The sequence below is a fragment of the Paraburkholderia sp. FW306-02-B genome (assembly GCF_058782725.1).
Genome location: NZ_JBYSXZ010000002.1, coordinates 2,179,166 through 2,202,759 on the forward strand (window position 1 = coordinate 2,179,166; position 23,594 = coordinate 2,202,759).

Genomic DNA, 23,594 nt, shown 5'->3' on the forward strand with positions numbered 1-23,594 from the left:
ACCAATACAGATCGTAAGCTTACCTCCGTCGCCCGCTTGAAGCGGACACTTTCGATAAGGAGCAGGTCATGCAATCACGTCTCGACTTCTACAAGGCCAGCCCGAGCGGCACCCGTGCGATGCTGGCGCTTGAAGAAACCGTCAGCAAAAGCAGTATCGAAAAAGCGCTCGCGGAACTGGTGCGGCTGCGCGCGTCGCAACTGAACGGCTGCGCGTTCTGCGTCGATATGCATGTGACGGATGCGCGCCAGGGCGGCGAAACCGAGCGGCGTCTGGCCGCAGTGGCGGTATGGCGCGAGACGCCGTTTTTCACCGAACGCGAGCGCGCCGCGCTCGAATGGACCGAAGCAGTCACGCTGATTTCGCAAACCCACGTGCCGGATGCGGTGTGGGAAACGGTGAAACCGCATTTCACCGAGCAGGAGATTACCGATCTGACGATGCTGGTAATCGCGATCAACGGCTGGAACCGGATTGCGGTGTCGTTCCGGAAGATGCCGGAGTAAGCGCAACCCGCTTCGACAAGCGCCCATAGACGCAAAAATGGCGCGCCACGTCATGCGTGGCGCGCCATTTTTTATGCTTCCGTCAAGCAGTGCTGGCGAGCGTTTTTACTGCTGAATAATGGCCCGCACGCCGCTTTCGACGTGCAACACGTTTACTCCGTCACCACGCCCGGCGCATCCGTTTGCCGCGCGTTCTCACGCGCTTCGTCGCCGCAACGCTGATGCTCGCGCGAGAGCTTGCGCATCAGCGGCAACAGCAGCACGGCGATCAGCGCGCCCACCGCCGCGAGCCAGCCCAACCCGTTAAACAGCTTGGTGTACAGCGGCAACGATTCGAGCGGATCCAGGTTGCCCGCCGGCATCTGCGCGAAATTCGCGACCACGCTGCCGAGATACTGCGATACGCCGGTCGCCACAAAGTAAGCGCCCATCATGAAGCCGCTCATGCGCGCCGGCACGTAGCGCGCGATCATCGCGAGGCCCAGCCCGCTAACCAGCAACTCGCCAAGCGAGTACAAGCCGTAGCCGCCCACCATGAACCACGACGACACGCGGCCATTCACCGCGTAATTGCCGCTGGCCGCATATACGAAGAAGCCGGCCGCCACCACCGCGAAGCCGATCGCGTACTTCACCGCCACCGGCACATCCTTGCCGCTCTTCGCGAGCTTCGTATACAGCAGCGCGAGCACCGGGCTCAACAGCATGCTTCTGGAAATTGACCGGCGGAGCGTGGCAGGCCCCGCGTCGATGGGGCGGAAAGTGGCGATGGCGGCATCGGCGCACTCGCGCTCGCACTCATCTGTGCGCTCATCCGTGCACGCAATCGCCACTACAGGCAGAAAAACCAGGGGAAGGGATAGAAGCCCGCCACGCGGTACGCCCCGAAGGAAGTCCCCTTGGGCGATTGGAGGACGCTGCGCCACATGGGACCAGAACTCCGTCAGGCGGAGCGGGCTCAATGATAAATAAAGCATCGCGCGTAACGGGGATCTGGCGGACGGCAGACGGCGGCCGCGCCGGGCGGCCTGCACGCAGGCCAAAACGGAAAGAATCAGCAGTGATGGTCGTATCCTTACGCCGGCAACCGCTCGGATGGAACGTGCCGACAAAGCTCCGCCGCGCAGGATCGCTGCGCGCGGAATGACAAAAGCGGCAGGGTCGGCGTGTGATGTGAACACCTGCGCCCTCCGCCAAGCGGGGGAGATTCAGCAAATAGAAGCATTCTTCGTCACTCAGGGAATTCACTGATCCCGTTCGATTACCTGCCCTTACACGCCATCCGGCGTTCGTTTGGCGATCACGCCGCGGAGAAAAATAGTCTTTGACGTCATGCCTTTAATGGCCTCTGATACTCAATCTGCATAGCCGGACGCGCGCTGTGCATAGTGAGGCTCCTGCCCAAATGCCTTTCGAATTCCCATCACGCGCCAGCCAAATCGGCGGGAGCCCTTTTCGCTTCTGGCAACATAGAGTGCTGTCTCGAAAATGCGGTCCCTTGCGCAACCGGGTGCTGAACGGCCCGCCACCCCGGCCTGGAGCGCAATCAAACCATATTTACCCATATCAAACAAATTTTGACGGGCTAATTTCCTCCTGCTATGGTCACGACAATTCAAAAGAACAATCCGGCTCTCGAACTCGGCAGCAAGATCCGCGCGCTGCGGCAACGGCTAAAGCGCACGCTCGACGACACAGCAACCGCGGCCGGTATTTCCAAGCCGTTTTTGTCGCAAGTCGAACGCGGCCTGGCATCACCGTCCATCACTTCGCTGGCCGGGATTGCCCACGCGCTCGGGGTGACGGTGCAGTATTTCGTCGACACGCCAAGCGAAGAGCGCACGATGTGCCGCGGCGATCAGTTGAAGTTTTTCGGTTTTGCGGACTCGGCCAATCTGTTCGCACGGTTGACCAACCTGACGGGCGGTCGTCAGCTCGAAGCGATCCTCGTGAGGATGCCGCCCGGGCAGAAGCGCTCGGAAGTCACCACGCATGCAGGTGAAGAGTTTATGTATGTGATCAGCGGCGAAGTGTCGTTGACGCTGGAAGGCAAGACGTTCGTGTTGCACGCGGGAGACAGTGCGCATTACGAATCGACGGTGCCCCATAGCTGGGCGAATGCCGCTCGTATCGAGTCGGTGGTCGTCTGGGTGGGCACACCGAGACTGTTTTAAAAAGCAGGCACCTTTTCCGGTTGATCCGGCCAGGGATTGCCCGCATTACTAAATGTAAGGAATCCTGCATGTCGGACAAGCAACAAGGGCCGCCCCGGCCCGAGCAACGCAGATAAAACCGGGCGCCCTGGCGTCAGCGCGTTCCTCTTTCGACCTTTCCCTGCGATCTCAATCGATGAAAACCCCGTTCGCCTACGCGACGGCGCTGACCGCGCTCGTCCTTACGTTTCAGCCTGCCGCCTTCGCCGTCACGGTGCCTGCTGGCGTCACGCTTGCCGCCAGCCAGGAGCTCACCCGCCAGGTGCCGTCCGAAACCGAATCGCTCGACCCCGCGCATATCGAATCCTGGACCGGCGACACGATCGCGCTCGACCTGTTCGAAGGCCTGACGCGCATCGACGCGGCCGGCGCGATAGTGCCGGGCGTCGCGCAATCGTGGACGCGCACCGGGCCGGATACGTGGGTTTTCAAGCTGCGCCACGATGCGCGCTGGAGCAATGGCCAGCCGGTCACGGCGGCTGACTTCATCTATGCATGGCAACGCGTGCTCGATCCGAAGACGGGTTCGAAATACACGGTGCTGGTCGAGTTCGTGAAGAACGCCAAGGCGATCCTCGCCGGCAAGGCGCCGCTCTCGAGTCTCGCCGCGCGCGCCGTCGATCCGTATACGCTCGAAGTCACCACCGAAGTGCCCGCCGCGTTCTTCCCGCAACTGACCGCCATGCCGGCCATGGCCCCGGTCAATCGCGCGACCGTGACGAAGTTCGGCGGCGACTGGACCCGCCCGGGCAATTTCGTCGGCAACGGCCCGTATACGCTGACCGATTGGCAGCCGGGCAACCGGCTGGTGGGCACGAAAAGCAGCACGTACTGGAACGCCAGCAAGGTCGTGATCACGAAAGTGACCTATTTGCCGATCGAAAACGACGAAACGGCAATGCGCATGTATCAGGCCGGCCAGTTCGACTACACGTATTCGATTCCGTCGGGCATCTATTCGCAGGTGAGCAAGCAGTTCGGCTCCGAACTGAAAACCGGCCTGCAGATCGCCACTTACTACTACAGCCTGAACAACGAAGACCCGGCATTCAAGGACAAGCGCGTGCGCCAGGCGCTGGCGATGGTGCTGGACCGCGACCTGCTGACAAGGCGTCTAACGTCCGACGGCGAGGTGCCGATGTACGGCCTGATCGCCAAGGGTACGGAAGGCGCGAACGTCTTCACGCCTGACTGGGCAAGCTGGCCGATGGCCAGGCGCGTCGATTATGCGCGCAACCTGCTGAAGGCCGCAGGCTATTCGGACGCGAAGCCGCTGACGTTCACGCTCACCTACAACACCAACGACCTGCACAAGAAGGTCGCGCTGTTTGCCACGTCGGAATGGCGCACCAAGCTCGGCGTGACCGCCAGGCTCGAAAACGTCGAATATAAGGTACTGCTCAAGCAACGCCACGACGGCAAGGTGCAGGCCTCGCGCGACGGCTGGTTTGTCGACTACAACGACGCCAACTCGTTTTTCGATCTGATACGCTGCAACAGCGTGCAGAACGATCAACGCTACTGCAATCCGCAAGTCGACAAACTGGTCGATGAAGGCAACCAGCAACTCGACGACGCGAAGCGCACCGCCCTGCTCACGCAGGCGCACGATCTGGCCATGAACGATTACCCGCTGGTATCGCTCTTCCAGTACTCGGCGGACCGGCTGGTCAAGTCGTATGTGGGCGGCTACACGTCGACCAATTACGTCGACCAGCGCGCCACGCAAGACATGTATCTGATCAAGCACTAAGCGCGGGAGCCCCGTCATGCTGGCCTATACGCTGCGCCGCACGCTCTGGGCGATCCCGACGATTCTCGCCGTGATCACCGCGTGCTATCTGCTGCTGCACCTCACCCCCGGCGGGCCGTTCGACACGGAGAAACACCTGTCGGCGGCCGTGCTCGCGAACCTCAATGCCAAGTACCACCTCGACGAACCGTTGTGGCTGCAGTATCTCCACTACCTCGGCTCGTTGCTGCACGGCGACCTGGGCCCGTCGTTCCGCTACGCCGACTGGTCGGTCAACGATCTGGTGTGGAAGGCGTTGCCGGTGAGTCTCGGCGTAGGCGGCGTATCGGTGCCGATCGCGGTCGTGATCGGCGTCACGCTCGGCACGCTGGCCGCCGTGCGGCGCGACCGTTTCATCGATCACCTGGTCATGGTGCTCGGCAATATCGGCAACGTGGTGCCGCCGTTCGTGCTGGGCCCGGTGCTGGTGTGGATCTTCGCGATCCTGCTGAAGACCTCCGAAGGCCACGGCTGGCTGCCGGCCGGCGGCTGGGGCGAAGGCGAGTGGCGCTATCGCGTGCTGCCGATCGTGCTGCTCACCATCATCAACGTCGCCGCGATCGCCCGCGTGATGCGCGGCAGCATGATCGAAGTGCTGACGGGCAATTTCATCCGCACCGCCCGCGCCAAAGGCCTGCCGGGCCGCACGATCGTGTTGCGCCATGCGCTCAAGCCCGCGTTGATGCCGGTGGTGTCGCTGCTCGGTTCGATCTGCATCTCGTCGATCACCGCGGCGGTGGTCACCGAATCGGTGTTCGCGCTGCCCGGCCTCGGCCAACTGGTCGTCAACGGCGCGATCAACCGCGACTACACCCTCGTGCTCGGCCTTGTCGTGCTGACGACCGCCGTGGCCGTACTGTTCAATCTGCTGGTCGACCTCGCGTATGCGTGGCTCGATCCGCGCATCCGGTACTGATCCATGCCCCGCTCAATTCAATCGACTGCCGCGGCGCTCGATCCGCTCGCGGCCATCGCGAAGGCGCCGCGTTCGCGCGGCCCGCTCGCCACCGCCGCCATGCGCTTCGTGCGCAATCGCGCGGCGTTTGCCGGTTTCGTCGTGTTGCTGCTGATCGTGATCGCTTGCGTCGTCGGTCCGTGGTTCCTGCCGAACAATCCGATCGACAGCGACTGGAGTGCAATCAGTCTGCCGCCGACGTTGCTGAACATGCACTGGTTCGGCACCGACGAACTCGGCCGCGACCTGCTCGCGCGCACGCTGCAAGGCGGGCGGGTGTCGCTGGAAGTCGGTCTGCTCGGCACGCTGGTGTCGGGGTTGATCGGCGTCGCGTACGGTGCGACCGCCGGTTATCTGGGCGGACGCGTCGATGCGGTGATGATGCGCATCGTCGACATGATGTACGCGATCCCCTACATGCTGATCGCCATCCTGATGATGACGATGTTCGGCCGCGCGTTCTATCTGGTCGTGCTGACCATCAGCGCATTCTCGTGGCTCGACATGGCGCGCGTGGTGCGCGGCCAGACGCTGTCGCTGCGTTCGCGCGAATTCATCGACGCCGCCCGCGCGATCGGCGTGAGTTCGCGCTCGATCATCGCGCGCCACATCGTGCCGAATCTGTTCGGCGTGGTGGTGGTGTACGCGAGCGTGACGGTGCCCAATATCGTGCTGACGGAATCGGTGCTGTCGTTTCTCGGTCTCGGCGTGCAGGAACCGATGACGAGCTGGGGCGTGCTGATTCAGGACGGCGCGCAGAAGCTCGAATCGATGCCGTGGCTGCTGCTGTGCCCGGCCGTGATGTTGTGCGTGACGCTGTATTGCGTGAATTTCGTCGGCGACGGTCTGCGCGACGCATTCGATCCGAAGGACCGCTGACATGCCGCTACTCGAAGTCAAAGACCTCAGCGTGCGCTTCACGCGCCGCGAAGGCGCACCCGTCGACGCGGTGCAACGCGTGTCGTTTTCGCTGGAAGCCGGCCGCACGCTCGGCATCGTCGGCGAATCGGGCTCCGGCAAGAGCCAGACGGTGATGGCGTTGCTGGGCCTCTTGGCCGGCAACGGCAAGGTGGCCGGCGAGGCGCGCTATCGCGGCGAGAACCTGCTGACGATGAACGAAGCCGCGCTGAACAGGATTCGCGGCGACCGCATCGGCATGATCTTCCAGGACCCGATGACCTCGCTCAATCCGTTCCTGACGATCGAACGGCAGATGACCGAGACGCTGCAACTGCATCGCAAGATGTCGCGCCGCGAAGCGCGCCGCCGCGCGATCGAAACGCTCGAGACGGTGCGCATTCCCGACGCCGCGCGCCGCATCGCCATGTATCCGCACGAGTTTTCCGGTGGCATGCGCCAGCGCGTGATGATCGCGATGGCGCTGCTCTCCGAGCCGGAAATCCTGATCGCCGACGAGCCGACCACCGCGCTCGACGTGACCGTGCAGGCGCAAATCATCGAGTTGCTGCGCGAACTGAATCGCACACGCGGCACCGCGATCATTCTGATCACGCACGACATGGGCGTGGTAGCCGGTTTGTGCGACGACGTGATGGTGATGTACGCCGGCCAGACCGTCGAGCAGGCGAGCGCCGCCGCGCTGTTCGCCGCGCCGACTCATCCGTACACGATCGGCCTCCTGAACGCCCTGCCGCGCCTGACCGACGACGACGACCGTCCGCTGCAAACCATTCCCGGCAATCCGCCGCTGCCCGGCGAAGTCGGCGCGGGTTGCGCGTTCGCGCCGCGCTGCGCGTATTGCAGCGATCGGTGCCGCGAATCGCGCCCGGCGCTAACGGCATCGCAGACAAGCGCCGACGGCGCGCTGCGCGCGTGTCATCGGCCCGCGTTGGAAATCATCGAGGCACAACACGCATGAACGCCACTTCAACTGCAAGTCAGGATCCGGCAACGTTGCTGTCGGTCGACAATCTCAAGGTGCAATTCGGCGTGCCGCGCGGCGGCTTTCCGTGGTCCGGCAAAGCGACGCTGCGCGCGGTGGACGGCGTGTCGTTCAACGTGCGGCGCGGCGAAACCGTGGGTCTCGTCGGCGAATCGGGTTGCGGCAAGTCCACGCTGGCGCGCGCGATCATCGGACTCGCGCCGGTGGCGAGCGGCAGCGTGCGCTGGCTCCGTGAAGAAACCGTACTGCCGGATGCGCGCCGCGACACCTCGCGTTTGCGCCGCGACGTACAGATGATTTTCCAGGACCCGCTCGCCTCGCTCGATCCGCGCATGACGATCGAACAGATCGTCGCCGAGCCGCTCACCACGTACGGGCAGGACGTCTCCCGCACCGACGCGCAGCGGCGCGTGCTGACGATGCTCGAACGTGTCGGCCTCAACGCGCAGCATCTGCGCCGCTATCCGCATGAGTTTTCGGGTGGACAGTGTCAACGCGTCGGCATCGCGCGCGCGTTGATCGGCGCGCCGCAACTGGTGATCTGCGATGAGCCGGTGTCGGCGCTCGACGTGTCGATTCAGGCACAGATCGTCAACCTGCTGCGCGATCTGCAACGCGAATTGTCGCTGTCGCTGCTGTTCGTCGCGCACGATCTCGCGGTCGTCAAGGCGATCAGCCACCGCGTGCTGGTGATGTATCTGGGACGTGTGATGGAGTTCGGCGACAAGCGCGAGGTGTACGGCACGCCGCGCCATCCGTATACGCGCGCGTTGTTGTCGGCGGTGCCGGTGCCCGATCCGGCCGTCGAACGCGCGCGCCGTCATCTGCTGCTGCGCGGCGAGATTGCGTCGCCGCTCAGCCCGCCCTCCGGTTGCGCGTTTCGCACGCGCTGCCCGGATGCGGTCGAGGCCTGCGCACAGGAGATTCCGCAGCCTGTCACGCACGGAGCGAGCGCGACGCGCGTCGCGTGCATTCGCGTGAGCGACGCCCCGTAGGAAGTCCCCTCGGGGGGCGTCCCGAAGGAAGTCCCCTTGGGGGACCGCTAAAGCGAAGCGCCTACCCCGTGATCCGCTCGGTGGTCATGGCGCGAGACAAACCGTGCATCGGCCGGCGCAACGCGACGTCGAACGGATTGGTTTGCGGGCCGATCGCCTCCGCCTGGCGCCGCAGCAATTCGACCACCATCGGCAGGCGATCGTCGCCCAGACGCGCCGCGAGCGTGCCGACGCTCAACGCCGCCACCGCGACGCCGGTGCGATCCAGAATCGGCACCGCCACGCCCGCCATGCCGTCGAGCACGCCGCTATTGCGCCCCGCGTAACCCAGCTGGCGCACGCGTTCGATCTCGGTGCGCAGATACACTTCGTCGAGCACGCCGTAGCCGCGAATACGCGGCACGTTGAAACGAATGATCTCTTCGCGCTCCGCTTCCGGCAGGAACGCGAGAATCGCCAGACTCCCCTGCCCGACACCCAGCGCCACGCGCCCGCCGATATCGCCGGTGAACGAGCGAATCGGAAACGGCCCTTCGCAGATGTCGAGACACACTGCGTCGAAACTGCTTTTCACCAACAGGAAAATCGTGTCGCCCAGGCTCGCGCAAAGCCGCAGCAAGGCGGGACGGCAGAGCGTGCGCATGCCGCTCGGATTGCCGGCCTGCGCGGCGAGTGCGAAGAAATCGACACTTAGCCGATAGAGCTTCGAGCTTTCGTCCTGTTCGACGATGCCTTCGGCGATCAACGCGTGAAGGATGCGGTGCACGGTGCCTTGCGTGAGGCCCACCGCTTTCGCCAGACGCGTGACGCGGCCGCCGTCGGGCTGCGCTTCCGACAACGCGCGGATGACCGCGAACGCGCGCTCCAGCATGCCGGGGCCGGGCGCGCCGCCCGTTTGAGCCAACCCGGCATCCGCATCTCGTTTGGCGGCAGGATTCATGTCGGTTTTCCCAATTTATTTCATTGACCGGAACACTATAGAGGGTTTTATCTTTGAATGGAATCTTCGCCGTGCCCCTTACCACTGCGTGCGTTGCATTCATCATAGGGATTTTCCGGACACCACGCAGCGGAACAGATAACTCGCATCATCGCGATTACATTCCATTCATCGAAATTTTTTCAAATTTTATACCGCCAAACGGAATTTGAAATTGACGCGATGTAATTTGGCTAGCTAGAGTCGGCTCAATCGGAACAGTTGTCGATTCAACCGGTGTCGAACCATCAAAAGGCCAGATCATGTCGTTCCTCACGCTCACGGACGTAGCGAAATCGTTCGGCGATTTGCAGGCAGTCGCCGACGTGAACCTGTCGGTGGAAAAAGGCGAGTTCGTTTCGCTGCTTGGACCCTCCGGCTGCGGCAAGACCACCACGCTGCAGATGATCGCGGGCTTCGTCGAGACGACGCGCGGCCGGATCACGCTCGACGGCCGCGATATCACGCACATGAAGCCGAACAAGCGCGGCTTGGGCATCGTGTTCCAGAGTTACGCGCTGTTTCCGCATATGAGCGTCGCCGATAACGTCGGCTTCGGTCTGGAAATGCGCAACATCGACAAGGTCGAGCGCAAGGAGCGCGTTCGCGAGGCGCTGGCGCTGGTGCGGCTCGACATGCTCGCGCATCGCTTTCCGCGCGAACTGTCCGGCGGCCAGCGGCAACGCGTGGCGATTGCCCGCGCGATCGTGATCGCCCCGCCGGTGCTGCTGCTCGACGAGCCGATGTCGAATCTCGACGCCAAGCTGCGCGAAGACATGCAGTTCGAACTGCGCTCGATTCAACGCAAGATCGGCACCACCACCATCATGGTCACGCACGACCAGTCGGAAGCGCTGTCGATCAGCGATCGCGTCGTGGTGATGGAAGCCGGCCGCATCACGCAGATCGACACGCCGTACGAAGCCTACGAGCGTCCCGAGAACAAGTTCGTTTCGCAATTCATCGGCAAGGCCAATATGTTGCCGGGCACGGTGGTGGCGCGCGACGGCGACGCGATCCGCATCGACCTGGGACACGACCTCGCCGAGACCGGCCACGCCGCGCAACTGCCGGTCCGCGAGCGCGTCGTCGATGTCGGCGACGCGGTGATGTTGTGCATCCGCCCGGAAAAACTGCGGCTATGCGCGCCGAACGCTGGACGCATGCCGGCCACCGTGACAAGCCGCTTCTTCCTCGGCAGCCAGTGGCTGTATCGCGTGGATAGCCGGCTCGGCGAAGTGCTGGTGTGCTGCCAGAACGAAGGCACCGAGCCGCTGCCGGAAGGCGCGGCGGTTGGCGTCGACTGGAACAGCGAGGCGATCCGCTTCATTCAACGGGATGCGCATCATGGCTAGTACGCTGCCCGCTTCGAACCACCGCAGCGCGAAACCCGGCAACGCGCGCCGCGCGCCGTGGCAAGCTTTTCTGCCGTTGTGGCTGATGTGCGCGCCCGCTTTCCTGCTGTTCGCGGCACTCGTGCTGGTGCCGCTCGTCATGACGCTGGTATTGACCTTCTACCGCTTCGATCCGGCGAGTGGCCCGCTTGCGGCGTTCCAGTTCGGCAATTACGCGGAAGTGCTGACGTCGCCGTATTTCCACACGATCTTTGCGCGTACCTTCGGCGTCGCCTTCCTGACCACCTTGTTGTGCGTTGTGATCGGCACGCCCGAAGCGTACGTGCTGTCGCGCATGCGCGATCCGTATCGCTCGATGTTTCTGCTGGTGATTCTCGCGCCGCTGCTCGTTTCCGTCGTGGTGCGCGCGTTCGGCTGGAGCATGCTGCTCAACACTAACGGCCTCGTGAATCAGGCGTTCGGTCTCGTCGGACTCGGGCCGTACAAGCTCGAGTACACCACCTTCGCGATCGTCATCGCACTGGTGCACGTGATGCTGCCGTTCATGGTAATTCCGGTGTGGACGGCATTGCAGAAGCTCGATCCGCAAACTGAAAACGCCGCGCTTTCGCTGATGGCCTCGCCCGCCACCACCTTGCGCCGCATCGTGCTGCCGCAACTCACGCCGGGCATTCTGTCAGGCAGTCTGATGGTGTTCGGCCTGTCGGCGAGCGCGTTCGCCATCCCCGGCCTGCTCGGCGGACGACGTCTGAAAGTGGCCGCCACCGCCGTCTACGACGAATTCCTCGGCTCGCTGAACTGGCCGCTCGGCGCGACCATCGCGCTCCTGTTGCTGGTCGCGAATCTGATCGTGATGCTCACTTACTACCGGGTTCTGGAACGCAGGTACGCCAGAAGCATGGGATAACCCCGCGGGATCATCATGAGAAAAAATGGCCCTATCGCGCTGATTTTCCACACGCTCGTCATTGCGTTCGTGCTTGCGCCGCTCGTGATCGTCGTGCTGGTTGCTTTCACGCCCGACGAAACCCTCACGCTGCCCACGCACGGCGTATCGCTGCGCTGGTTCCGCGCGATCCTCAACTACCCCGATTTCATCTCGGCGTTCTTCAACAGTTTGAAGCTGGCGTTCGCATCGGCGACGCTGTCGCTGATCGTCGCGTTGCCCGCGGCTCTCGCAATCGGACGCGCGCGCTTTCCGGGCCGCGCTTTCCTGAACGGCCTGCTGCTGTCGCCGCTGGTGATTCCCGGCCTCGTACTGGGCATCGCCCTGCTGCGCTTCTTTGCGCTGATCGGCGCAACCGGTTCATTTGCATGGCTGGTGCTCGCGCACATGATCATCATCACGCCGTTCGTGATGCGGCTGGTGCTGGCCTCGGTCGGCGGTCTGGACCACAGTGTCGAACATGCGGCGCACTCGCTCGGCGCCGATGCATGGACCACGTTTCGCCGCGTCACATTCCCGATGATTCTGCCGGGCATTACCGGCGGCTGGCTGCTCGCGTTCATCAACAGCTTCGACGAGCTGACGATGTCGATCTTCGTCACGTCGCCGCAAACCGTCACGTTGCCGGTCCGCATGTACATGTATGCGACCGAATCGATCGATCCGATGATGGCCTCGGTGTCCGCGCTGGTGATCTTCATCACCGCAGGCGCGATGCTGCTGCTCGATCGCGCATACGGGCTCAACCGGATTCTGATCGGCCAGCACTGATGTCTTCTACTGCCTTCTCTCCCATGCCGTCGAACTTGCCGTTTTCCGATGCTGCCGCGCCCAGGCGCGATGCGCAATTCGTTCGCCTCGCCGAGACGCAGCGTGAACCGCTGAGCTTCTTTATCGATGGCCACGAAGTCACCGCGCTGCAGGGCGACACGGTGCTGACCGCCGTGTTGATGCATCAGCGGCGCGTACGCGAAAGCGAGTTCAGCGGCGCGCCGCGCGCGGGCTTCTGCCTGATCGGCGCGTGCCAGGACTGCTGGATGCGTACCGAAGACGGCACGCGTTTGCGCGCCTGCTCCACGCTGGTTAGCGCGGGCATGCGCGTCGTCACGCGGCTTGCTGCCGTTGCCACTACTGCTACCGCCGCAAACGGAGACCCACAATGAGCGACGAACGCCGCGTGGTGATCGTCGGCGCGGGACCGGCAGGCGTACGCGCCGCCGAGACGCTCGTTGCGGCCGGCGTGAAGCCGATCGTGCTCGACGAAAACGCGCGCTGGGGCGGACAGATCTATCGGCAGCCACCATTGAACGGCGACTTCAAGCGCTCGAAGAAAGCCCTCTACGGTTTCGAAGCACACAAAGCCGACGCGTTGCACACGACGATGGCCGCGCTGCTGCCGCATCTCGACTATCGCCCCGACACGCTGGCCTGGGCGTGCGAACCGGGCCGTCTCGATACGTTGCACGCGGGACGCGAGGTCAGTGTGCCGTTCTCGCATCTGATCGTCGCGAGCGGCGCGACCGATCGCGTGTTGCCGGTGCCGGGCTGGACGCTGCCCGGCGTCTACACGCTCGGCGCGGCGCAGGTCGCGTTGAAGGCACAGGGCTGCGCGATCGGTCAGCGCGTCGTGCTCGCGGGCACGGGGCCGCTGTTGTATCTGGTGGCGTATCAGTACGTGAAAGCGGGCGCACAGGTGGTGGCCGTGCTCGACACGAGCCCGCTGTCGCGGCAGATCACCGCGGCGCCGAAACTCGCACGGCTGCCGTCGACGTTCGCCAAAGGCCTGTATTACGTCGGCTGGCTGACAATGCGCGGCGTGCGGATCAAACGCGATGTGACGTTGGTGGGCATTCACGGCGAGCAAGGCGTGAGTGCGATCGAATGGCGCTTGACAAGTGGTAGCGCAAAAACCGAAACCATCGCGTGCGACGCGGTCGGCATCAGCTTCGGCCTGAAGCCTGAAACGCAGCTCGCCGATCTGGCCGGTTGCCGCTTCCGCTTCGACGCACAGAACCGTTGCTGGCTGCCCGAACTCGACGCTGCCGGCCGCAGCGCCGTGCGCGGCATCTATCTCGCCGGCGATGGCGCGGGTATCGCGGGCGCCGACGCCGCCGAACTCGCCGGCCGCCGCACCGCGCTGGCCTTGCTCGACGACCTCGGCATCGCGCATCCACGCGGCCCTGGCAGGCGTGATGCAGCTTCGCTCGATCGCGGCCTGCAACGCATCGCCGTGTTTCGCGCGGGCATCGAAGCCGCGTTCGCGCCGCCGGCGGATTGCGCGTCGCAATGGCCCGACGACATGACCGTGTGCCGCTGCGAAGAAGTCGATGCGGGCACGTTGCGGCGCTGCATCCGCGCCGGCGAGGCGAACGAGATCAACCGGCTCAAAGCGCTCACGCGCGTCGGCATGGGCCGCTGCCAGGGACGCATGTGCGGTGAAGCCGCGTTGACGCTTCTGAGCAACGAAACCGGCCGCCCGCTCGAAGCGGTCGGCCGCTTGCGCAGCCAACCGCCGGTCAAACCGATTCCGCTGTCGCCCGCGCTGTATGCCGATGACGTCGCCGAGATTCCCGAGGAGGCGCGCGATGAGTGACACCCTGCACTACGACGTCGCGATTGCGGGTGGCGGCCTGGTCGGCGCATCGGCGGCGCTGGCGCTGGCGCGGCGCGGGTTGCGCGTCGGCCTGTTCGAGCGGCGCTATTGCGGCGCGCAAGCGAGCGGCGTGAACTACGGCGGCGTGCGCTGCCAGGGCCGTCCGGTCGAGCAGATGCCGCTCGCGATGCGTGCGCGGCGCGTCTGGGACCGCTTGCCGGAACTGATCGGCATCGATGGCGAATTTGTCGTGTCGGGACATTTGCGGCTCGCACGCAGCGAGTCCGATCTTGCCGCGCTCGAAGCGTGGGCCGACATGGCGCGCGATCACGGACTGCAAGCACAGTTGACCGGCGGCGCGGCGTTCCGCCAACGTTATCCGTGGCTGGGCGCAGCAGCGATCGGTGGCTCGTTATGTGCAAGCGATGGCCACGCGAATCCACGTCTCGTGTCGCCCGCCTTTGCGCGTGCCGCGCGAGCCGCGGGCGCCGACGTGCGCGAGCAAACCGAGTTGACCGACGTCCATCACGACGGCACGCGCTTTCAATTGCGCGCCGGCGATGCGCGCATCAGCGCCGATTGGCTGATCAACTCGGCCGGCGCATGGGCCAACACGGTGGCGGGTTACTTCGGCGAAACGGTACCGATGAAACCGATCTATCCGAACATGTGGGTCACCGAGCCGCTGCCGCTCTTCATCACGCACAACCTGGGCGTGTACGGCGGCGGTATCTACGCACGGCAAGTGGCGCGCGGTAATTGCGTGATCGGCGGCGGACGCGGACATGGCGACGGCGAATACGGTCAGCCGTCGACGGAAACGACCCGCGCCGTGATGCGCGACGCGTGCGCGCTGCTGCCCGCACTGCGCGACGCGCTGCTGATCCGCACGTGGAGCGGTGTCGAAGGCAATACGCCCGACAGTAATCCGATCATCGGCGCGAGCCGCACGGTGCCGGGTCTGTTGCATGCGTTCGGATTTTCGGGCGGCGGCTTTCTGCTCGCGCCGGGTGTCGGCGAAATACTTGCCGATCTCGTCATCGACGGTTCGACCGCCACGCCGCTCGACGCGTTCTCGATCGACCGCTTTGCTGCTGTTTCTACCTCATCCGTCGCTTAGTCATTGCTTAGCCATCCTTTAGTGAAACTCAGGAGCCCCACAATGAAACTGTTCAGAACGATCGCGGCGCTAGCCGCATTGTGCGCGTTCGGCGCGGCCGCGCCGGCGTGGTCGGAGACCAAAACGATTTACATCGGCATGAACGGCGGGCCGATGGAAAAGGCTTACACAAGCCAGGTGCTGCCCGACTTCGAGAAAGCCAACAACGTGAAAGTGGTCGTGGTGCCGGGCACTTCGTCGGACATTCTCGCCAAGCTGCTCGCCAATAAAGCCAATCCGCAGATTCACGTGGTATTTCTCGACGACGGCGTGATGGCGCGCGCGGTCAGCATGGGCGTGTGCAAGAAGCTCGACGATTCGCCGGTGCTCAAAGAACTTTATCCGTTCGCGCGCATGAAGGACGACATGGGCGCGGGCGTGCAACTCGGCATGACCGGCATTGCGTACAACAAGAAACTGTTCACTGAAAAAGGCTGGGCGCCGCCGACCTCGTGGATGGATTTCGCCGATCCGAAATACAAGGGCAAAGTGGTGTTTCAGTCCGCTTCGAGCAGCACCTTCGGCCTGCATGGCTTTCTCGCGATCAACCGCTTGATGGGCGGCAGCGAGCAGAACGTCGAGCCCGGCTTCACGAAGTGGGCGAGCACGGTCGGCCCGAACGTCGTCGAATACGTGCCGAATTCGGCGAAGATTTCCGAAATGGTTCAGACCGGCGAAGCCGGCCTCTTCCCGCTGACGCCGACCGCCGTCGGCGATTTGCAGGACAAGGGCATTCCGGTCGGGTATGTGAGTCCGAAGGAAGGTCCGGTGTTGCTGCTGGTCGATCTGTGCGTGGTGAACAACAACCCGGACCCGCAACTGGCGCAAAAGCTCGCGCAGTTCCTGCTGTCCGCGCCGGCTCAGACAAAAGCCGCCGAGGCCGGCAAGCAGATTCCGACCAACCGTCTCGCGAAGATGACGCCGCCGATGCAGCAAAGCCTCGGCAACGTCGAGGATCTGGTGCGCAAGGTGACGGTGGTGGATTGGGACACGATCAATGCGCATCGCGCGCAATGGGATACGCGCTGGAACCGGCAGATCGAGCACTAAGCCTTGTTTGCGGTAACGACGCGCGCGCCTTGTTGGCTGCAAGGCGCGCGCGTTTATTGGTGCGCCGCGCGTTATGCGATGACCGACAGCGCCACCGCGAGCCATATCGCCGCCACGCCGGCGAGAAACAGATGCCGCGCGACGCGGATGCGGGCGTCGCTGGTTTCGGTCGCGACGGGGCTGGTCGCCATCCACGGCACGAGCCCGAGGCAGGCAAAGCCGATCAGCGCGAACCCGACCACGAAGAAATCGCTGAAGCGCCATTTCGTCGGCTCGTGCACGCCCCAATAGCCGAGAAACACGATGCCGATCGAGAAGATCGTGGCCGCCGCAGCGCTGAGCGCGGGCACCGATCCGGTTGGACTCGGCATGCTTTACCTCCGATCGTCAGGCTGCTTATGCATGCGGCGATATCCGCCACGCTCACGACGTGCGGGTCTGGCGCGCCTCATAAGTCTTTAGATGACTATAGGCGATGCGCAACAGCGACAACCCGTGCTCGCCCTTTTGCGCATCGCCGCCGCGCGAGATCAGATCGCCAAGAATATGATCCGCCTCGGTATGCGAATGGTTTTCGACGTCGCGCAGCATCGAAGCCGTCAGCGGCGAAGGCGTGAAGAGCGTCTGGGTCGCACGCCCGTCGAAGTCCGGGCCCATCGTGAAGCCGTTCTGTTCGGCGACTGCCCGGCACTCGCCGAGCAGATTTTCGATGATGCGCTTGCCGTCCGGCGCGGCCAGAATCTCGCCGACCGACCCGCGCATCAGGCACGTGCCGGCAGCCAGGGTCGCGAGGAACACCCACTTTTCCCACATGCGCAGCAGGATGGTATCGCTGACCGACACATCGAAATTCGCATCGGCCATCGCGTCGGCGATCTCCTGTACGCGAGCCGACACGCCGCCTTCCAGTTCGCCCAAAGTAATCGCGTGCATCTCGTTCAGATGCATGACCTGCTGCTCGGCGTTGAGCGTGGCGGCGATCACGCATTGACCGCCCAGTACCCGCGACGCGCCGAATTTTTCCGCCAGCACGTCGATATGGCGCATGCCGTTGAGCATCGGCAAAATCAGCGTCGACTCGCCGACCAGCGGCGCGAACGAATCGATCGCGTCGTCGAGACTGTAGGCTTTGCAGCTCAGCAGAACCAGATCGAACGGCTCCGCGCTGACGCCGGCGAGGATTGTTTTGGGCTCGCGCAGCGTGAGATTGCCGCGCGGGCTGTGGATGACGAGACCGTCACGCTGGAGTCTTTCCGCGCGGCCGGCGCGCACCAGGAAGGTCACGTCCTGGCCGGCTGCGGCGAGCCGTCCGCCGAAGTAGCCGCCCACGGCGCCCGCACCCACTACTAGAATTCGCATCTTTCGCCTCTCGATAGATTGGGTCACGCGTCCCGCGCCGATGGGCGCGCCTCGCGCGCCGCGTACGCAGTGCGTGTGCAGAATGTAGCAAAGTTTGCCGATCCGCACCGGCGCGCATGCATGACCGGCTCGCGGCCATGCATCGCTTCTTGCAGCGCTTATTACTTCAGATCAATTCCAGCGCCCGTACGATGTCTCGCCTTACGCAAAGAACGATCCAGGCGCCGGCTGTGCAGAACTCGCATTGAGCGTGCCGCAGACAGTGTCTTCGTAAAGCGCGAGCATCCCGGGCACATCCACGGCCACACAGACCTTGCACGCGGGCCGGCTGTCCCAGGCGGGTGCGGGCACCGGCATCGTCGACGGCTTCTGGATGGTCTGGCCCACCGCGATGCCGTCCGTCAGCACGCGCACGGGACCGCTGCGTGTCGTATAAAGATGCGGCGCAAGCACATAGGCGACGGCCGACGAATCGTGCACGTAAATCCCGGCGAGTTGCGCGCCTTGCTCGTGAAAGGCCTCGTAGTGCCGCGACACATCCCACACGAAACGCCCCGCCTCGCCACCGCGATCGCGGATCGACGCGAGATAGTCGTGGCTCATGATGGTCCGCTGCGTGACGTCGAGCCCGACGATCGCAACCGGCCATGGCGCACCGAACACGATGTCGGCGGCGTCGGGGTCGCCGAGAATATTCGCCTCCGCTGCGGGCGTCACGTTGCCCAGCACACCATCCGTGCCGAATGCGCCGCCCATGATGACCACCTGCTTGACGAGCGGAGCGATCTGCGGATCGTCGCCGAGCGCCAAGGCGAGGTTCGTCAGCGGGCCGACCGCAATCAGCGTGACTTCGCCAGGATGGGCGCGCACCGTGTCGATGATGAAACGGTGCGCGGGGCGCGCATCGACAGTTGCCAGGTCGGGCGTGTCGAGCGCGATGTTGCCGAGCCCGTTGTCGCCGTGAATCCAGGCCAGCGGCTCGGGCGCCGCGCGCTTGAGCGGCGCCGCGGCGCCCTGTGCGACCGGCACGTGCGGCGCAAAACGCGCGGTCAGAAACCGCGCATTGCGCGTTGTGGTCCCGATCGTGGCGTTGCCGAATACGCTCGTGAGACCGAGCAGTTCGATGTCCGGATGCAGCGCCTGAAAAACGAGCGCCATCGCATCGTCCACACCGGGATCGGTGTCGTAGATAACCTTGTGCTTGCTCATAGATAGAAGGCGTCCGGCAGTTGTTCGCGCGCGGTGGTGTCGCGCGTGGCGCCGCGCAGATTGCCGAGGCGGATCGGCAATTCGGGGCCGCCCAGTTCGATGATCACCTGGCGGCACGCGCCGCAGGGTGCAATGGGTCCATCCGTATCGCCGATTACCGCGAGCGCGGCGAACTGGTCACGCTGATAGCCCGCGGCGACGGCGCTGAAAAACGCCGTACGTTCCGCGCAATTGCACAGTCCGTACGAAGCATTTTCGACGTTGCAGCCATCGAATACGCGGCCGTCTTTGGTCAGGAGCGCAGCGCCGACCTTGAATTTCGAATATGGCGCGTAGGCTCTTTCTCGCACGACACCCGCGCGTTCCAGCAGTTGTTCCATGTTCATGCAGCGGTCCTCGATTCAATTGAGCGTAACGAACATGCCCGCAATCGTGGCGCTCATCAGATTCGAGAGCGTTGCGGCGAGCACGACACGCAGGCCGTAGCGCGCGACTTCCGAACGGCGCTCCGGCGCGACGGCGCTAAAGCCGCCCGTCAGCACCGCGATCGACGCGAAGTTCGCGAAGCCGCACAACGCAAACGACAGAATTGCAATGGTACGCGGATCGAGCGCCTGCAGGCCGGCTGCGCTCACGCTCGCGGCATCTTTCAGATACGGCGACAGCGACGCATAGGCGACGAACTCATTGAGAATGATCTTCTGGCCGAGAAAATTGCCCGCCAGCGCGGCCTCATGCCATGGCACGCCGATCAGATAGGCCAGCGGCGCGAACACGGTGCCGAGAACCGATTGCATCGACAGTTGCGGGTGGCCGAACCAGCCGCCGACCCCGCTCACGATGCCGTTCAGCAATGCGATCAGACCCACGAATGCGATCAGCATCGCGCCGACCATGACCGCGATTTTCAGCCCGACCGTCGCGCCGGAACTCGCTGCTTCGATAACATTGGCGGGACGCTTCTCGTCGAAGTTGAGGTTGTCGAGATGCACGCGGCTCGGTTCGGTCGACGGGTGGATGATCTTGGCGAACAGCAAACCGCCCGGCACGGCCATGAACGACGCGGCAAGCAGATAGTCGACTCGCACGCCGAGGCCGGCATAGCCCGCGAGCACCGAACCGGCAATGGCCGCCATGCCGCTCGACATCACGGCGAACAATTCAGCGCCGGTCATGTCGCGCGTGAAAGGCTTGACCACGGCGGGCATTTCGCTTTGGCCAAGAAAGATCGTGGTGACCGCCGAGAACGATTCGAGCTTCGATACACCGAGCAACTTCTGGAACAGTGTGCCGAGCACGATCACGATCCAGCGCATCACGCCGATGTAGTACAGCACGGAGATCAGCGCGGTCACGAAGATGATGGCCGGCAACACGCGCACGGCAAACACGAAGCCACCGTCGCCGAACACCTGGAACATTTTCGATTGCACCAGGCCGCCGAACAGGAATTCGATGCCCGCATTGCCGTATCCGAGCACGTGATTGACGCCCGACGCGGCGGCCGCGAGGATCGTCTTGCCGACCGGCACGAAGAGAATGAACGCACCGATGCCGATTTGCATGAGCAGTGCCGTGATTACAGTTCGTAAGCGAATCGCGCGGCGGTTGGTGGAAAAGATGAATGCGGTGAGCAGTAGAACGGCAATGCCGAGCAGGTTTCGTGCGATCAGGGCCATGTCTCTCTGTGTTCTTGTGAAAGTGGCAACGATGCTAAACGAAACTGCTGCTGGAGAATAATTTTTAATAGAAGCCGGACGCCGATTCGCTTATAAAACTTCGCGAGTCATGCAAAGCGCATCCGATCGGCAAAGCCGTGGCTTGCGCGGAGCCAATATGTTGGCGGACTCCGCGCAAGACGAGGCAACGCGGCGCGCGCTGCCAGGTTCAGATCAGTTCTAACGCCAGCGCAATCCCCTGCCCGCCGCCGATACACAGCGTGACAATGCCGCGTTTCAGGCCGTCACGGCGCATCGAGTGAAGCAGGCGCGTAGTCAGTACCGCACCGGTTGCACCGATCGGATGACCGTGCGCGATCGCACCGCCTTGCACGTTGATCAGTTCCTCCGCGATGCCGAGTTTGCGCGCCACAGCAATCGGCACGGCGGCGAAGGCTTCGTTGATCTCGAAGCGCTCGACATCCTGCAACTGCCAGCCGGCGCGCGCCAGCGCCATCTGCACGGCCGGCACGGGACCGAGGCCGAACATGCCCGGCTCGACTGCCGCCACGCCATAGGCCACCAGCCGCGCGAACGGTTCGATGCCGCGCGCTTCGGCGAAGCCGCGCTCGGCGACCAGCATCGCCGCCGCGCCGCTATTCAACCCCGGTGCATTGCCCGCGGTGATCGTGCCATCGGGACGAAATGCGGGACGCAGTTTGGCCAGCGTTTCGACGGTCGTGTCCGGGCGCGGTTGTTCGTCGCTCGTAAAACGCTGTGGGCCTTTGCGTCCCTGCGTTTCCACCGCGACCAGTTCAACGTTGAAATCGCCGCGCGCCTGCGCCGCGGCAAAGCGCTGTTGCGAGTTCGCGGCCCAGCGATCCTGCGCTTCGCGCGTGATCTCGAATTGCGTGACGAGGTCCTCGGTATGCCAGCCGGAATGTTCGCCGGAAAACGCGTCGTTCAGACCGTCGCGCAGCAGGCTGTCATGGATTTGCGCGTTGCCCATCCGGTAGCCCCAGCGGCCGCCGTCGAGCAGATACGGCGCGCGGTCCATGTTTTCCATGCCGCCTGCCACGGCCGCATCGCCGAAGCCTAGCCAGATTTCTTGCGCGGCCGACGCAATCGCCTGCGCGCCCGAGCCGCACACGCGGTTGACCGTCAACGCCGGCACAGCCACCGGCACGCCGCCGCCGATCGACGCCTGGCGCGCCGGATTCATTTTGTTGCCGGCCTGAATCACGTTGCCCAGCACGACCGACGCCAACGCAGCCGCATCGAGACCGCTGCGATGCAGCGTCTCGCGTACCGCGATCGCGCCGAGTTCGGTTGCGGGCACCTCCTTCAGCGATCCGCCGAACGCGCCGATCGGCGTTCTCACCGGATTGCAGATCACCACTTCTCGCGTACTCATCGTTTCTCTCCAGTTGGACTACAACTACGTTTGCCAGTGCATCGACCACTGCATTTGCCGCACCCGCAGGTCAGTTCGCCGATGCGGCCGTGACCGTGTCAGGCACATCCCAGCCGCCACCCAGCGACCGGTACAACGCGACCGCCGCAAGCGCATGCTCACGTTTGGCCTGATTCAGCGATTCCGCGTCGCGCAGATACGCTTCCTGCGCGGCCAGCACATCGAGGAAGCTCGACGCGCCGCCCTTGTACAGTTCGCTCGACAGCCGCAGCGCATGATCCGATGCATCGAGCGCGCCGCCCAGGCGTTCCACCTGCACGGCGCCATTCACCAGATCGCTGCGGTTGTCTTCGATCTCCTTGAGCGCTTGCAGCATGGTTTGCTGCAAGCCGAGTTGCGATTCGCGCATCCGGCTCTCGCTCGCGTCGATGTTCGCGGTGATGCGGCCGGCGTTGAAGATCGGGCTCGTCGCGTTCAATGCAGCGCTGAACAGGTTGTCGGTGAGCGTCGGCAAGCCTAGATACGACGACGCCAGCAGGCCGTCGGCGAGATTGAGCTTGAACTGCGGATAGCGCTGCGCTTTCGACACGCCCACTTCCGCCGCGCGTTGTTCGACCGTCGCATACGCATTGCGGACGTCGGGACGCTGAAGCAGCGCTTCGGACGGCAGCGTCTGCGGCACGCTTTGCGCGGGCACCGGAATATCGCGCGCATTCGCGAGCAGCAAGTTATCGACGCTCTCCGGCGTACGCCCCGAATACACCGCGATCAAACTCAGCTGATGCTGCACGATCGACTGCATGCGCGGAATCTGCGCCTGCAAATCCTGCAACTGGTTCTGCGCGCGAGCGACGTCGAGTTGCGTCGACAACCCGTAATGCAGACGCTCCTGCGTGAGTTTCAACGCACGGGCGCGGATCTGCTCGTTGTCGCTAAGAATCTGCAATTGCGATTGCGCCCAGCGCAGATCGATATAAGCCGCCGCGGTGTTCGCCGCGAGCGCGAGGCGCAGTTGATTCAATGCCGCCTGACGTCCCGACACTTGCGCCTGCGCCGCGAGTACCGCGAGACGTTCGCCGCCGAATACGTCCGGCGTCCAGCTCGCGGTCAGGCCGACACCGGCCTGACGCACGTAACCGAGCGGCGGCGGCGTGTTCTGGCGTGAGTCGGAAGCGTTTGCACTGGCGTTCAGTTCCGGCAACAGTGCGGCGCGAGTTTGCGTCGTCAGGTCCTGCGCCTGCTTCACACGCTCCACTGCCGCCTGCACGTCGAGATTGCCGGTCAGCACCGACTCGACCAGTTGGTGCATCACCGGGTCGCCGAATTGCGTCCACCAGGTCCGTGCGTTCACGCTGTCTTGCGGCGCGTCGACGTTCCACGCGCTCGGCGCAACCGTCTGCACCGTATGCGGCAAGTCCGCGTGCGTTGCGGGTTGTACCGCGCACGCCGCGAGGCCGAGCAGCGCCGCGCTCGCCAGCGCTTTCATAACGATCGATTTCATGCCGGTT

At 64.0% G+C, this 23,594-nt stretch carries 22 protein-coding genes and 1 pseudogene; 14 read left to right on the forward strand and 9 right to left on the reverse strand.

Annotated features, from left to right (window positions below; translation table 11 throughout):
* The first annotated feature begins 68 nt into the window (after window positions 1–68).
* The gene (locus AC3WOG_RS31075; protein ID WP_492581615.1) at window positions 69–506 is read left to right on the forward strand and encodes a carboxymuconolactone decarboxylase family protein; all 438 of its coding nucleotides are present in this window, start codon (window positions 69–71) and stop codon (window positions 504–506) included.
* A 152-nt stretch (window positions 507–658) separates the two neighbouring features.
* On the opposite strand, the pseudogene AC3WOG_RS31080 reads toward AC3WOG_RS31075, so the two are convergent.
* Window positions 659–1,213 (reverse strand): annotated as a pseudogene (locus AC3WOG_RS31080) (POT-type proton-dependent oligopeptide transporter); the annotation flags it as partial.
* An 894-nt stretch (window positions 1,214–2,107) separates the two neighbouring features.
* Here AC3WOG_RS31080 and AC3WOG_RS31085 point away from each other — a divergent pair.
* From AC3WOG_RS31085 to AC3WOG_RS31110, 6 genes are all read left to right on the forward strand, one after another.
* The gene (locus AC3WOG_RS31085; RefSeq protein ID WP_492581616.1) at window positions 2,108–2,680 is read left to right on the forward strand and encodes a helix-turn-helix domain-containing protein; all 573 of its coding nucleotides are present in this window, start codon (window positions 2,108–2,110) and stop codon (window positions 2,678–2,680) included.
* A gap of 175 nt (window positions 2,681–2,855) precedes the next feature.
* Window positions 2,856–4,472 carry a peptide ABC transporter substrate-binding protein gene (locus AC3WOG_RS31090; protein ID WP_492581617.1) on the forward strand — a complete coding sequence of 539 codons (1,617 nt, stop codon included), beginning with the start codon at window positions 2,856–2,858 and terminating at the stop codon, window positions 4,470–4,472.
* 16 nt (window positions 4,473–4,488) lie between these two features.
* Complete coding sequence (locus AC3WOG_RS31095; RefSeq protein WP_492581618.1) at window positions 4,489–5,427, forward strand: ABC transporter permease subunit; 939 nt, start codon at window positions 4,489–4,491, stop codon at window positions 5,425–5,427.
* A 3-nt stretch (window positions 5,428–5,430) separates the two neighbouring features.
* Window positions 5,431–6,345, forward strand: a complete 915-nt coding sequence (locus tag AC3WOG_RS31100) for an ABC transporter permease (protein ID WP_492581619.1) — start codon at window positions 5,431–5,433, stop codon at window positions 6,343–6,345.
* 1 nt (window position 6,346) lies between these two features.
* Window positions 6,347–7,345, forward strand: a complete 999-nt coding sequence (locus AC3WOG_RS31105; protein ID WP_492581620.1) for an ABC transporter ATP-binding protein — start codon at window positions 6,347–6,349, stop codon at window positions 7,343–7,345.
* Window positions 7,342–8,364, forward strand: coding sequence for an ABC transporter ATP-binding protein (locus tag AC3WOG_RS31110; RefSeq protein ID WP_492581621.1), 1,023 nt, complete (start codon window positions 7,342–7,344; stop codon window positions 8,362–8,364). The genes AC3WOG_RS31105 and AC3WOG_RS31110 overlap by 4 nt, the downstream gene beginning before the upstream one ends.
* A 61-nt stretch (window positions 8,365–8,425) precedes the next feature.
* Here the strand turns inward: AC3WOG_RS31110 and AC3WOG_RS31115 are convergent, their stop codons facing one another.
* Window positions 8,426–9,304: an IclR family transcriptional regulator gene (locus AC3WOG_RS31115; protein ID WP_492581622.1), complete on the reverse strand. Its 879-nt coding sequence runs from the start codon at window positions 9,302–9,304 to the stop codon at window positions 8,426–8,428.
* Between the two features lie 302 nt (window positions 9,305–9,606).
* Between AC3WOG_RS31115 and AC3WOG_RS31120 the strand changes: the two genes are divergently transcribed.
* From AC3WOG_RS31120 to AC3WOG_RS31150, 7 genes are read left to right on the forward strand one after another with little or no spacing between them, the layout of a single operon-like run.
* Complete coding sequence (locus AC3WOG_RS31120) at window positions 9,607–10,698, forward strand: ABC transporter ATP-binding protein (protein ID WP_492581623.1); 1,092 nt, start codon at window positions 9,607–9,609, stop codon at window positions 10,696–10,698.
* Window positions 10,691–11,605, forward strand: a complete 915-nt coding sequence (locus AC3WOG_RS31125; protein ID WP_492581624.1) for an ABC transporter permease — start codon at window positions 10,691–10,693, stop codon at window positions 11,603–11,605. The genes AC3WOG_RS31120 and AC3WOG_RS31125 overlap by 8 nt, the downstream gene beginning before the upstream one ends.
* 15 nt (window positions 11,606–11,620) lie before the next feature.
* Window positions 11,621–12,415 carry an ABC transporter permease gene (locus AC3WOG_RS31130; RefSeq protein ID WP_492581625.1) on the forward strand — a complete coding sequence of 265 codons (795 nt, stop codon included), beginning with the start codon at window positions 11,621–11,623 and terminating at the stop codon, window positions 12,413–12,415.
* Entirely contained in the window at window positions 12,415–12,807 is a 393-nt protein-coding gene (locus tag AC3WOG_RS31135) for a (2Fe-2S)-binding protein (RefSeq protein ID WP_492581626.1), read from the forward strand. The genes AC3WOG_RS31130 and AC3WOG_RS31135 overlap by 1 nt, the downstream gene beginning before the upstream one ends.
* Entirely contained in the window at window positions 12,804–14,237 is a 1,434-nt protein-coding gene (locus tag AC3WOG_RS31140; protein ID WP_492581627.1) for an FAD/NAD(P)-dependent oxidoreductase, read from the forward strand. The genes AC3WOG_RS31135 and AC3WOG_RS31140 overlap by 4 nt, the downstream gene beginning before the upstream one ends.
* Window positions 14,230–15,357, forward strand: a complete 1,128-nt coding sequence (locus AC3WOG_RS31145) for an NAD(P)/FAD-dependent oxidoreductase (protein ID WP_492581628.1) — start codon at window positions 14,230–14,232, stop codon at window positions 15,355–15,357. The genes AC3WOG_RS31140 and AC3WOG_RS31145 overlap by 8 nt, the downstream gene beginning before the upstream one ends.
* A gap of 42 nt (window positions 15,358–15,399) precedes the next feature.
* The gene (locus AC3WOG_RS31150) at window positions 15,400–16,446 is read left to right on the forward strand and encodes an ABC transporter substrate-binding protein (protein WP_492581629.1); all 1,047 of its coding nucleotides are present in this window, start codon (window positions 15,400–15,402) and stop codon (window positions 16,444–16,446) included.
* A 71-nt stretch (window positions 16,447–16,517) separates the two neighbouring features.
* Here AC3WOG_RS31150 and AC3WOG_RS31155 read toward each other — a convergent pair whose 3' ends face one another.
* From AC3WOG_RS31155 to AC3WOG_RS31185, 7 genes are all read right to left on the reverse strand, one after another.
* Window positions 16,518–16,817: a hypothetical protein gene (locus AC3WOG_RS31155; protein ID WP_492581630.1), complete on the reverse strand. Its 300-nt coding sequence runs from the start codon at window positions 16,815–16,817 to the stop codon at window positions 16,518–16,520.
* Between the two features lie 52 nt (window positions 16,818–16,869).
* Complete coding sequence (gene panE / locus AC3WOG_RS31160; RefSeq protein ID WP_492581631.1) at window positions 16,870–17,805, reverse strand: 2-dehydropantoate 2-reductase; 936 nt, start codon at window positions 17,803–17,805, stop codon at window positions 16,870–16,872.
* A 201-nt stretch (window positions 17,806–18,006) separates the two neighbouring features.
* Complete coding sequence (locus tag AC3WOG_RS31165; protein ID WP_492581632.1) at window positions 18,007–19,014, reverse strand: nucleoside hydrolase; 1,008 nt, start codon at window positions 19,012–19,014, stop codon at window positions 18,007–18,009.
* A complete protein-coding gene (locus AC3WOG_RS31170; protein WP_492581633.1) occupies window positions 19,011–19,400 on the reverse strand; it encodes a cytidine deaminase in 390 nt (129 codons plus the stop codon). Before AC3WOG_RS31170 ends, AC3WOG_RS31165 begins: the two co-directional genes overlap by 4 nt.
* A gap of 15 nt (window positions 19,401–19,415) precedes the next feature.
* A complete protein-coding gene (locus AC3WOG_RS31175) occupies window positions 19,416–20,693 on the reverse strand; it encodes a NupC/NupG family nucleoside CNT transporter (protein WP_492581634.1) in 1,278 nt (425 codons plus the stop codon).
* 208 nt (window positions 20,694–20,901) lie between these two features.
* Complete coding sequence (locus AC3WOG_RS31180) at window positions 20,902–22,086, reverse strand: thiolase family protein (protein ID WP_492581635.1); 1,185 nt, start codon at window positions 22,084–22,086, stop codon at window positions 20,902–20,904.
* Between the two features lie 70 nt (window positions 22,087–22,156).
* A complete protein-coding gene (locus AC3WOG_RS31185; RefSeq protein ID WP_492581636.1) occupies window positions 22,157–23,587 on the reverse strand; it encodes an efflux transporter outer membrane subunit in 1,431 nt (476 codons plus the stop codon).
* Between the last annotated feature and the right edge of the window lie 7 nt (window positions 23,588–23,594).